This is a genomic window from Mycobacterium montefiorense (assembly GCF_003112775.1).
Lineage (GTDB): Bacteria > Actinomycetota > Actinomycetes > Mycobacteriales > Mycobacteriaceae > Mycobacterium > Mycobacterium montefiorense.
The window spans coordinates 1-4,752 of the sequence record NZ_BFCH01000010.1 but is presented as its reverse complement, the minus strand read 5'-3'; the positions used below and the strand labels follow the sequence as shown (position 1 = coordinate 4,752).

5 protein-coding genes and 1 pseudogene are annotated in these 4,752 nt (G+C 67.4%); 4 read left to right on the top strand and 2 right to left on the bottom strand.

Annotation, left to right across the window (positions count from 1 at the left end):
• Window positions 1–242: 242 nt before the first annotated feature.
• A complete protein-coding gene (locus DB708_RS07585; protein WP_108921349.1) occupies window positions 243–584 on the top strand; it encodes a hypothetical protein in 342 nt (113 codons plus the stop codon).
• 38 nt (window positions 585–622) lie between these two features.
• Window positions 623–1,636: a bile acid:sodium symporter family protein gene (locus DB708_RS07580; protein ID WP_108921348.1), complete on the top strand. Its 1,014-nt coding sequence runs from the start codon at window positions 623–625 to the stop codon at window positions 1,634–1,636.
• Here the strand turns inward: DB708_RS07580 and DB708_RS07575 are convergent.
• The gene (locus DB708_RS07575) at window positions 1,633–2,238 is read right to left on the bottom strand and encodes a YqgE/AlgH family protein (RefSeq protein ID WP_108921352.1); all 606 of its coding nucleotides are present in this window, start codon (window positions 2,236–2,238) and stop codon (window positions 1,633–1,635) included. The two genes, DB708_RS07580 and DB708_RS07575, sit on opposite strands and share 4 nt — an antisense overlap.
• A gap of 143 nt (window positions 2,239–2,381) precedes the next feature.
• Between DB708_RS07575 and DB708_RS07570 the strand changes: the two genes are divergently transcribed.
• Entirely contained in the window at window positions 2,382–3,668 is a 1,287-nt protein-coding gene (locus DB708_RS07570) for an MFS transporter (protein WP_108921351.1), read from the top strand.
• Window positions 3,669–3,678: 10 nt separating this feature from the next.
• Window positions 3,679–4,452, top strand: coding sequence for a TIGR03084 family metal-binding protein (locus DB708_RS07565; protein ID WP_108921350.1), 774 nt, complete (start codon window positions 3,679–3,681; stop codon window positions 4,450–4,452).
• A 15-nt stretch (window positions 4,453–4,467) separates the two neighbouring features.
• On the opposite strand, the pseudogene DB708_RS27210 reads toward DB708_RS07565, so the two are convergent.
• Window positions 4,468–4,752, bottom strand: a pseudogene (locus tag DB708_RS27210) (PPE family protein); the annotation flags it as partial.

Below are 4,752 nucleotides of genomic sequence, written 5' to 3'. Positions count from 1 at the left end.
GTTCCCGCCCCTGCTGCCGCTCTTCCCGCGCAGGCACCGGTTGGAGCGCCGACCCGGCTTCCCGCACAGATGGCAGTGCCCAATCAGCTGCCCGCCCCGCAGCCCATGCCCAACTTGTTGACCCTGGTGCCCGGGCTGCCGCCGCTGCCGAACTTCAGCAACCTCGGCCGCTAATTCGGCGCCGACACAAGCGCTGCGGAGCCCGGCGCGCGGATCGGTGACCGGGCTCGTATTGTGAGGCAATGCTGATCGCTGGGGTGGTGTGTGTTTGTGCGGCGGTCGCTTCCGCCGGGTTCGGGACGTGGTCGCTCTCCCACAACCACGCCGTCGACGCCACTGCGCTCGCGCTACGCGCGATGGCGCCGACGCAGTTGGCGGCCGCGGTGATGCTGACCGCGGGCGGAGTGGTGGCGCTGGCCGCATCCGCGCACACCGCGTTTGTGGTGTTGATCGTCTGCGTTGCGGGTGCCCTCGGCACGCTGGCCACCGGCTCGTGGCAGAGCGCCCGCTTCGCGCTGCGCCGCGAGGCAGCGGCGCCAAGTTGTGCCGGCGAATGCAGCGCCTGCACGCAGTCCTGCTCCTGAGGAATTCCCGCCGGCGCTGCGCCATGCGGTAAGTCACCATGCTGAGGCGCCTGTCGACGATCCTCGATGCATTTTTGCTGGCCTTAGCGGCCACGGTGGCTCTTGCCGCCGTCCTGCCCGCCCACGGCGACGCCGCCGACGCCGCGGAGGCAGCCGCTACGTCCGCGATAGCGCTGCTGTTCTTCCTGTACGGCGCGCGGTTGTCGCCGCAGCAGGCCTGGCACGGTGTCCGGCAATGGCGATTGCACCTAATGGTGCTGGCTACCACGTTTGTGCTGTTCCCGCTGCTGGGCCTGGCCGCCCGGGCGTTGGTGCCCTCGATACTGACGATCGACCTGTATCACGGCGTGCTGTTCATGTGCCTCGTCCCGTCGACCGTGCAGTCGTCGATCGCGTTCACTTCGATTGCGCGCGGCCACGTTTCCGCCGCCATCGTCAGCGCGTCGTTGTCGAACATCCTCGGCATCGTGGCGACCCCGCTGCTGGTCGTGCTGCTGATGAACACCAGCGGCGCAATCCGGGTGGACGGCAGTTCAATCCGCGCCATCGTGCTGCAACTCCTGCTGCCGTTCGCCGCCGGCCAGCTGGTGCGGCCCTGGATCGCGGGGTTCATCAGCCGTTATGCCGCGATGCTCAAGGTCGTCGACCGGGGGTCCATCCTGCTAGTGGTGTACACGGCCTTTTCTATGGGCGTGGTGCAGGGCATCTGGGTCAGCGTCGACGTGTGGCAATTGATCTTGGTTTCGCTGGTCGCCGCCGCAATGCTGGCCATCGTGTTGGCTGCCACCACGGTGATCGGCCGACTGGCGCAGCTGGACCGCGGCGATGCGATCGTGCTGCTGTTCTGCGGTTCGAAGAAGAGCCTGGCATCAGGGCTGCCGATGGCGCTGGTGTTTTTCCCTGCCGCCACCGTCGGCCTGACCATGCTGCCGCTGATGATCTTCCACCAGATCCAACTTGTGGTCTGCGCGATGATTGCCAGCAGGCTGGCACGCGAGGCTGACAAAACATCGGCGCAGTCAGCGGCGCCGGAGGTGGGGGAGGAGACCTAGTTGCGGCTGACGTCGATCGGGTGGGTGGCAAGCAGCGAAAGCGGCAACGGCTGCCGGCGCAGGACCTGCCCCCACAGGTCTTCCTTCGACCCAATGAGAACGTCAGATGGCAACGCCGACAACACAATCCAGTCGTCGCGCTCAATCTCGCCTTCGAGCTGACCGATTGTCCAGCCCGAGTATCCCGCGTAAATCCGAACTCCCTCGATCAGCGGCGCGATCACGTCGGGCTCCGCGTCGAGGTCGACCATCACGATCCGCCCGGACACATGCCGCAAGCCCGGCACGCCCTGCGGATCGGCGCCGATCCGCAACGCCGCCAGGCACAGCGCCGCATCACGCTTCACCGGCCCGCCGATGAACATCGTCTTCGGCTTGGCGGCGAGCTTTGCCCACTGCGGCAATACGTTGTAGACCGCCGTCTCGCTGGAACGGTTGAGCACCACACCCAGGGTGCCGCCATCGTTGTGCTCCACGATGTAGATGACACTGCGCCGAAACGTCGGTTCGAGAAGGTCGGTATTGGCCAGCAGCAAAGTACCCGCACGCACCCGCTGGGCAGCGGGTGCGATGTAGTCTTCGGGGTCTTCCGGCTGCGGCATCAGTCCATCATCGCACTCCCGTACCATCGCTCGGCACAAACAAACGCCGCCCGTAAATATTTGTACTGTTATTACAGCGACGTCGAGTGTGACCATCTCTATCCAGCCCAATCGTGGAAGTCGGTTCTGTGTTCCAAACCCGGATGCCCTCGCGCGCAACCGTCGAACTCTGGCGGTCGGTGCGCGCTATGCCGGACTTCTGGCGGCTAATTCAGCTGCGCATGGCGAGTCAATTCGGTGATGGCCTCTTTCAGGCGACGGTGGCCGGAGCGCTGCTCTTCAATCCGGATCGGGCGGCCGACCCGCTGTCGATTGCGCGCGCTTTCGCGGTGCTGTTTTTGCCCTATTCACTACTGGGACCGTTCGCCGGCGCCCTGATGGACCGTTGGGACCGACGGTGGGTGCTGGTCGGCGCCAACCTGTGCCGGCTGGCGCTGATCGTCACGATCGGGGCGATTCTGGCGGTGAGGGCCGGCGAGTTGCCGCTGCTGCTGGGAGCGCTTCTCTTCAACGGCTTTTCACGATTCGTGGCCTCCGGCCTGTCGGCGTCATTGCCGCACGTTGTGCCGCGTGAGCAGGTGGTGACGATGAATTCGATCGCCACCGCCTCGGGCGCCGTCGCGGCCTTCTTCGGTGCGAACTTCATGCTCATACCCCGCTGGTTCGTCGGCGGTAGCGATCGCGGCGCGGCCGTCATCATTCTCACGGCGTTGATTCCGGTGTCCGTCGCGTTGTTGCTGTCCCTGCGGTTCGGGCCCCGGGTACTGGGGCCCGACGACACCAAGCGGGCGATCCACGGATCGGCCGTCTATGCGGTGGTCACCGGGTGGCTGCACGGCGCGCGCACGGTGGCGTCCACGCCGACGGTTGCTGCCGCCCTGTCCGGGTTGGCGTCACACCGGATGGTGGTGGGCATCAACTCGCTGGTGATCCTGTTGCTGGTCCATCACACCGAGAATTCGGCGGTCGGCGGACTCGGTATCGCGCTGGTGTTCTTCGGCGCTTCGGGGCTGGGGGCCTTCCTGGCCACCCTGCTGACCCCGCCCACGGTCCGCCGATGGGGACGCTATACGGCGGTGAACGGTGCGTTGGTCGCGGCCGCGTTGATCGAGTTGGCCGGGGCGAGCCTGCTGCTGCCGGTCATGGTGGCGTGCAGCTTCTGCCTGGGTGTTACCGGCCAGGTAGTCAAGCTGTGCGCCGACTCGGCGATGCAGATGGACGTCGACGACGCGCTGCGCGGCCATGTGTTCGCGGTGCAGGACGCGCTGTTCTGGGTCTCGTTCGTTGTCTCGATCACGGTGGCCGCGATATTGATCCCCGCGAACGGGCATGCGCCCATGTTCGTGATCTTCGGGTCGGCGCTGTACCTGGTCGGGCTCGTCGTGCACAGTCTCCTAGGCCGGCGCGGTCAGCCGGTGACCAGTCGCTAAGGAGGTCATGCTGGCGGATCCCGGGCCGATGGTGGCTGACCTGCGTGCCGAGAGCGATGACCTCGACACGCTGGTCACGCCGCTCACCGCGGAGCGCTGGGCCGACCCGACACCGTCGCCGGGCTGGACCGTCGCACACCAGATCGGGCACCTGTTGTGGACCGATCGGGTCGCCCTGATCTCGGTCACCGACGAGGCGGGGTTCGGCGCGGTGCTGGGCGAAGCGATGCAGGACCCTGTCGGCTTCGTCGACGCGGGCGCGGCGGAATTGGCCGCGACCCCGCCGGCAGAGCTGCTGAGCGATTGGCGAACCACCCGGCTTCGATTGCACGATGCGCTGCTGACGGTGGAGCCGAGCCGGAAGTTGCCGTGGTTCGGGCCGCCGATGAGCCCGGCGTCGATGGCGACCGCACGGTTGATGGAGACCTGGGCGCACGGCCTGGACGTCGCCGACGCCCTCGGCGTCAAGCGGACACCGAGCGAGCGGCCGCACTCGATCGCCCATCTGGGCGTTCGCACCCGCGACTACGCGTTCGTGGTCAACGAGTTGGTGCCGCCGGGCGAGCCGTTCCTGGTCGAGCTGCGCTCACCCGGCGGCGACACCTGGACCTGGGGTCCGGCGGATGCCACCCAGCGGGTCACCGGCGCCGCGGAGGACTTCTGCTTTTTGGTGACGCAGCGGCGGCCGCTGAGCGCCCTCGACCTCACCGCACACGGTCCCGATGCGCAGCGCTGGCTAGAGATCGCCCAAGCCTTCGCCGGCCCACCCGGCCCCGGGCGGTAAGCGACCGGCGATTGCCTACGTCTCGTCGGTGGGGTCGCCGCCGACGACGACACGAGCGCGGGTGACGTCCTTATCCGCTTGACCCTCTTTGCCGTGCCCCAGCATGCCGGCCGGCGACATCGGCATCGCCGAGCCACCCATCCCGGTACTGGTCGGTGAGGTGGGGCCGCGTAACTCGGAGGCGTTGAGCACGCCGGCGCGCAGGCTGGTCGGTCGACCTCCGACCTCGGGCTCAAAGCTGCTGGTCGGGCGGGTGTAGCTGGTCAGTCCGGCACCCGGGAAGCCCCCGCCACCCACGCC

What these genes read in the sequence shown, in the direction of transcription:
- DB708_RS07570 (WP_108921351.1), top strand. Translation starts at nt 2,382, where the DNA reads ATGCCCTCGCGCGCAACCGTCGAACTCTGGCGGTCGGTGCGCGCTATG.
- DB708_RS07580 (WP_108921348.1), top strand. Translation starts at nt 623, where the DNA reads ATGCTGAGGCGCCTGTCGACGATCCTCGATGCATTTTTGCTGGCCTTA.
- DB708_RS07585 (WP_108921349.1), top strand. Translation starts at nt 243, where the DNA reads ATGCTGATCGCTGGGGTGGTGTGTGTTTGTGCGGCGGTCGCTTCCGCC.
- DB708_RS07575 (WP_108921352.1), bottom strand. Translation starts at nt 2,238, where the DNA reads ATGCCGCAGCCGGAAGACCCCGAAGACTACATCGCACCCGCTGCCCAG.